The organism is Lacticaseibacillus camelliae DSM 22697 = JCM 13995, from assembly GCF_001311195.1.
Taxonomy (GTDB): Bacteria; Bacillota; Bacilli; order Lactobacillales; family Lactobacillaceae; genus Lacticaseibacillus; species Lacticaseibacillus camelliae.
In genome coordinates this window covers 1-4,731 of record NZ_BBAJ01000120.1, presented here as the reverse complement: position 1 = coordinate 4,731, position 4,731 = coordinate 1, and the positions used below count along the sequence as shown (strand labels likewise).

Sequence of the window (4,731 nt, the reverse complement as noted above, 5' to 3'; positions counted from 1 at the left end):
AAACCGCCATTGCCGCGCTGTACGCGGCTGACGCGGCGGCCCCAGTGTTGCTGGAGGAATATCTGCAAGGCGAAGAGGCCTCGGTGCTTGCCATGTTTAACGGTCAGGCTCGCGTGATTTTTCCGCTGGCCCAGGACCACAAGCGGCGCTTTGACGGGGATTCGGGTCCGAACACTGGCGGCATGGGGCTTACAGCCCGACGCCGCAGTTCGGCCAGGCCCAGCAGCAGGCCGCTTGCGACCTAGTCGACCAAACGCTCGCCGGTATGGCCGCGGACGGCCTGACGGGCTGCGGGGTGCTTTACGTGGGCTTAATGTTCACCAGCACCGGACCCAAGATCCTTGAATACAACTTGCGCTTCGGCGATCCGGAGACCCAGGTGCTGCTGCCACAGGTGCAAAATGACTTTTACCAGCTCACGCTTGATCTGCTGGCCGGCACGGCCGAAAAGCTGGCACTAGACGGCCAAACTTACTGTGCCGTCGTGGCGGTGGATCCCGCTTACCCGCACGCCGGCCGGGCCTATCCGCTGGTCGTGCCCGACGCGGCGCAGCGCCATTACTGGGTGCCGGCAGGGGTGGCAAAAGGAGACGGCAATTACGTCAGCGCTGGCGGCCGCATTTTTGCCGTGATTGGTGCAGGCAAGGGCCTGGTCGAGGCCCAGCATCAGGCGTATGCACGCATGCAGCCGCTGCAAGGCGACCTGGCGACGCGCAGCGACATCGGGGCCAAGGGTCTGCATTAACCAAAAAGTGTGCAACCACCACATCCATGGCGAATGCACACTTTTTTGTGCTTGGGTACTATATCTTGGGGGTTGGCTGTGGTAGCATTGAACCTATGAAATGGAGTGAGCAACATGGCCCAAACAAGATTGCCGAATAATCCAAAACCCAAGGAGTGGCTCGCGTCCGACCTGTCGCTGCAGTACGTGGCCAGCTACAAACCGTTCGTGTTTGTCGACGGTGAAGGGGTGCGGTGCAGCATTTACGTGTCCGGGTGCCGCTTTAACTGTCCAGGCTGCTACAACAAGGTGGCGCAGAACTTCCATTACGGCACGCCGTACACGCAGGAGCTGGAGGATCGCATCATCACGGACCTCAGCCAGAGCTACGTGCAGGGCCTGACGCTGCTGGGCGGCGAGCCATTCTTGAACACGCAGGTCTGCCTGCGGTTGTGCCGGCGAGTCCGCCAGGAGTTCGGCCACACCAAGGACATCTGGAGCTGGACCGGGTACACCTGGACGAGCTGATGAAGGAGTCCGACGACAAGCTTGAGCTGCTGAAGATGCTTGACATTCTGGTCGACGGCCGCTTCCTTGAGGCCAAGAAGGACCTGACGCTGCAGTTTCGGGGCAGCTCCAACCAGCGCATCATCGACGTGCCGGCCTCGCTTGAAGCCGGTTCAGTCAAAATTTGGAAAAACTTGGTCAGGTAGCACAAAAAGCCCGCGGGAAAAATTTTCCGCGGGCTTTTGCCTACTTCAAATCCGGTTTGGTCAAGGTCGCGCCGCTTTCCCCGTAAAAGCTGAGGTGGGGAAAATGGATCGTCACGGCCGTGCCCTTGCCAACAGTCGACCTGATGGTCAGGTGATGGCCGAGTTTTTGGCTCAGTTGATCCGCCAGGTACAACCCCAGGCCAGTCGAGCGCTGGTTCGCGTTGCGGCCATTGGTGCCGGTGAAGCCTTTTTCAAAGACGCGGTGCAGCTCGTCTTGGGGGATGCCGATACCGGTATCCGCAATGGTCAGCGTGGCCTCGGTTTTGGCGTCTTGAATGGTCGCGGTGATCTTGCCCCCAGGCGCCGTGTACTTCAGGGCGTTGGACACCAGCTGACCCAGGATGAAGCGCAGCCACTTTTCATCCGTGACGACGGTCAGTGAATGACCGTTTAAGGTGAAACTGATGCGCCGGTCGATGAAGCTGTTGCGCTGGTCGACGATGACGCCGTCGACCAAGGGCTTCAAGTCGTACTCACGCAGCAGGTAGTCCTTGGAAAAACTGTCGAGGCGCGAGTAGTACAGCACTTGCTCGACGTAAAAGTTGATCTTGTCCAGCTGCAGCGCCAAGTCGTCCAGCGGCTTTTCCGGTGCCTGCCCGTCCAGGCTGTCCTGGAGGAGCCCGGCGGCGGCCAGCGGCACCTTGATCTCGTGGACCCAGGAGTCGATGAACGCTTTTTGGTCCTGCTGGCGGGCGATCAGCTCCGATTGGGCCTGCCGGTGCTCGCGCAAGACGTGGTTGTACGCCTCGCTGATTGCCGCGTGCTCGTGACTGCTGGCCGGGTTCAGCGGCCAGTCCAGCGCCTCGGCCCCAGCGCTTTGGCGATCGGTGAACGCCTTGACCCACTTCTTGGTGCGGGTGTAGTGCCACGCCAGCAGCGCGGCGGCCAGTCCGGTGACCAGCACGGCGATGTACAGCAGGGTATCCCAGCGCACACGCTGGCCCGGGTCGAGCCACAGCCCGAAGCACAGCAGGGCCAGGCCGATGAAAAACCAGGCGATGGCGGCCAAGTGGTCGTGCAAGTATGCTTTAAGTGTCATGCTACTTCACCATGTACCCTTGGCCGACCTTGGTCTGAATATAATCGGGCAGTCCGGCCGCCTCGATTTTCTTGCGCAGGCGGTTGATATTGACGGTCAGCGTGTTGTCGTCGACAAAGCGCTCATCGGTCCACAGGTCCTTGAGCAGGCGCGAGCGGCTGATGACGCTGCCGTGTGCCCGCATCAGCAGCTGCAGCAGCTTGTACTCGTTTTTGGACAAGTTGATCTCCTGGTCGTTGACGTAGCCATGCCGGTTTTGAAGTCGAGGGTCAGCCCGTTGACGGTGAGGGATGCGCTTCCGGCGTCCTGATAGTTGTAAGTGCGCCGCAGCAGGGCGTTAATTTTGGCGATCAGCACCTCCATGGCGAATGGTTTTTCCACAAAATCATCGGCGCCGAGGTTCATCGCCATCACCATGTCCATGTTGGTGTTGCGACTGGAAATGAAAATGACGGGCACCTGCGAGGCGTCGCGGATCTTTTGCACCCAGTAGTAGCCGTCGCGGACGGGCAGGTTGATGTCCAGCAGGACCAAGTCGGGGCGCGTCGCCTGAAATTGGTCGAACACGCGGTTGAAATCCGTCACCGTGCTCGCCTGAAACTCCCACTTGTTTAACGCCTCCGCGATCAGGTCGGCGATGGTGCGGTCGTCTTCTACAATCATGATTTTGAACATGTCGTGGCCTCCATTCTTAATTGTATGGTAGCGGTTTGCGCGCGGCTGCACAAGCGCCTAACAGTATCGAAAGGTGACCGTCTGCGCCGCCTGGTTTCTGGTATCATGGACAAAAAGAGACAGGGAGGCGCGCGCATGCGTGTGGTCGACGTGGCACATTTAACCAAAGTATACGGGCATCGGCTGAACCGGGTGACTGCGCTCAATGACCTCAGCTTTCACATCGAGGCCGGGGAGTTCGTCGGCATCATGGGGCCCAGCGGCGCCGGCAAATCGACGCTGCTCAACATGATTGCGACGATCGACCAGCCCACTTCCGGCACGCTGACGGTGGCCGGGCGCGAGCTGACCCGGCTGGGCGACAGTGAGGCGGCCAAATACCGCCGCGAAGACCTGGGGTTTATTTTTCAGGCGTTCAACTTGGTGCCAGACCTGACCGTCGCCGATAACATCACGCTGCCGCAGACCTTTGTACCGCCGGTGCCCAAGGACCTGGACCAGCGGTTAATGCGGTTTGCCAAAATGCTCGGGCTGGTGCCCCTGCTGAAGCGGTACCCGGAGCAGCTCAGCTTGGGCCAGCGCCAGCGGGTCGCCGCGGCCCGCGCGATGATCGGCCACCCCGACCTGATTCTGGCCGACGAGCCGACCGGCAGTCTGGATTCCATGGCGGCGACTGAACTGTTGCAGTACCTGGCCAAACTTAACCTGGAGGAAGACGTGACAATCATGATGGTGACTCACGATGCCTTCACCGCCAGTTTTTGCAACCGGATCATCTTTATTCGCGATGGCGCGTATTTCGCCGAAGTGACGCGGCACTCCAGCCGGCAGGCCTTTTTCAACAGCATTATCGACATGGAAGCCACTATCAATGGGGGGATCGCCGTGGGCCGCTTGATCCGCACTAGTTTGCGGCGCCACCGGACCGTCAACCGGTTGTATGTGCTGATGGCGGCGCTCATGATTGCGATGCTGTACGCGATGCTGGCCCTGATCCAAGATGACGCTCTGCTGGCGCGCACGGTGGCAATGAACGATGTGACCGCGGCCGTGCCGGCACTGCTCGTCGGCGTGCTGGTCGTGATCCTGCTGTTTGCGATCGTTTTCTTGCTGTACATGAATTCAATCTTGATTGAACGCCGCACGTCTAACCTGCGTTTGTACCGCCGGTTGGGCATGCCAGTCTCCCGCATTGGCCTGGGGCTTTTGGGGGAGTCCTTGATTTTGGGCACCGGCGCGATTGTTCTGGGCATTGGCGGCGGCTGGGGATTTTCGAAGTTTCTGGCAATGATGCTGCTGCGGATAATGGGGGTTCACCGCGTCGTTGGGCTGCTGTGGGCGCCGCGGGCGGCGGCGGAGTTGACCCTGCTGTTTTTGGTGGTGTACGCCGTGCTCGGGCTCATCAATGCCATCTACGCGGGCAATGTGACCATGACGACAGCCGCAAGCGCTCCGGCTCGCGTCCGCCGGTTTCAGGCCAGCGGGTGGCACGCGGTCTTGGCCTGGCTCGGCGCCGCGCT

General features: G+C 60.4%; 3 protein-coding genes and 4 pseudogenes. 5 read left to right on the top strand and 2 right to left on the bottom strand.

Going from position 1 to position 4,731, the window contains the following annotated elements; translation table 11 throughout:
• Positions 1-44: 44 nt before the first annotated feature.
• The 3 genes and pseudogenes from JCM13995_RS17305 to nrdG form a co-directional block, all read left to right on the top strand.
• Positions 45-316: pseudogene (locus JCM13995_RS17305) on the top strand (phosphoribosylamine--glycine ligase); the annotation flags it as partial.
• Positions 314-745 carry a phosphoribosylglycinamide synthetase C domain-containing protein gene (locus JCM13995_RS16450; protein ID WP_263849691.1) on the top strand — a complete coding sequence of 144 codons (432 nt, stop codon included), beginning with the start codon at positions 314-316 and terminating at the stop codon, positions 743-745. The pseudogene JCM13995_RS17305 and the gene JCM13995_RS16450, both read left to right, overlap by 3 nt.
• Before the next feature lie 114 nt (positions 746-859).
• Positions 860-1,437, top strand: a pseudogene (gene nrdG / locus JCM13995_RS12945) (anaerobic ribonucleoside-triphosphate reductase activating protein).
• Between the two features lie 40 nt (positions 1,438-1,477).
• Here the strand turns inward: nrdG and JCM13995_RS12940 are convergent.
• Both JCM13995_RS12940 and JCM13995_RS12935 read right to left on the bottom strand, forming a co-directional pair.
• Positions 1,478-2,536 carry a sensor histidine kinase gene (locus JCM13995_RS12940; RefSeq protein WP_054666345.1) on the bottom strand — a complete coding sequence of 353 codons (1,059 nt, stop codon included), beginning with the start codon at positions 2,534-2,536 and terminating at the stop codon, positions 1,478-1,480.
• A 1-nt stretch (position 2,537) separates the two neighbouring features.
• Positions 2,538-3,211 (bottom strand): annotated as a pseudogene (locus JCM13995_RS12935) (response regulator transcription factor).
• A 135-nt stretch (positions 3,212-3,346) separates the two neighbouring features.
• Here JCM13995_RS12935 and JCM13995_RS16445 point away from each other — a divergent pair.
• Together JCM13995_RS16445 and JCM13995_RS17920 are read left to right on the top strand one after the other, a co-directional pair.
• Positions 3,347-4,090, top strand: a pseudogene (locus tag JCM13995_RS16445) (ABC transporter ATP-binding protein); the annotation flags it as partial.
• A partial coding sequence (locus JCM13995_RS17920; RefSeq protein WP_369385740.1) for an FtsX-like permease family protein occupies positions 4,067-4,731 on the top strand: 665 nt, incomplete at its 3' end. The pseudogene JCM13995_RS16445 and the gene JCM13995_RS17920, both read left to right, overlap by 24 nt.

Excerpts from the sequence above, each read along its gene's own strand:
- JCM13995_RS16450 (WP_263849691.1), top strand. The coding sequence starts at position 314 with ATGTTCACCAGCACCGGACCCAAGATCCTTGAATACAACTTGCGCTTC.
- JCM13995_RS12940 (WP_054666345.1), bottom strand. The coding sequence starts at position 2,536 with ATGACACTTAAAGCATACTTGCACGACCACTTGGCCGCCATCGCCTGG.